Source organism: Tsukamurella pseudospumae (assembly GCF_001575195.1).
Lineage (GTDB): Bacteria > Actinomycetota > Actinomycetes > Mycobacteriales > Mycobacteriaceae > Tsukamurella > Tsukamurella pseudospumae.
Genome location: NZ_LSRF01000086.1, coordinates 1 through 297, shown reverse-complemented (window position 1 = coordinate 297; position 297 = coordinate 1). Strand labels below are relative to the sequence as shown.

Below are 297 nucleotides of genomic sequence, written 5' to 3'. Positions count from 1 at the left end.
CCCACAGATGCGGGTCCTCGAGCAAGCGGCTGGTGACGTACTCGGCGAACGGCTCGAACGGGTCCTCGTCCCGGTGGCGGACACCCGGCTCGGTGACCCCGTTGAGATAGTTGCGGACGGTCTTACGGTCCCGTCCCAGATGACGGGCGATCGCTGAGATCGTCCACCCCTGCTTGCGCAGAGCATGTGCTTCCACGGTCTCTCCTTGTGTGAGCATGAACGAGCGGGGCCTCCCTCGAAGGGCTGGTGCGTGGTCAGAGACCACCAGCATCACGGGGAGGCCCCGCCCATTACTTG

General features: G+C 65.3%; 1 protein-coding gene. It reads right to left on the bottom strand.

All coding sequences use genetic code 11. From position 1 onward, the window contains the following. Window positions 1-217, bottom strand: a 217-nt coding sequence (locus AXK60_RS25190) for a helix-turn-helix domain-containing protein (RefSeq protein WP_139058151.1), incomplete at its 3' end; no start/stop codon positions are given. Window positions 218-297 lie beyond the last annotated feature (80 nt).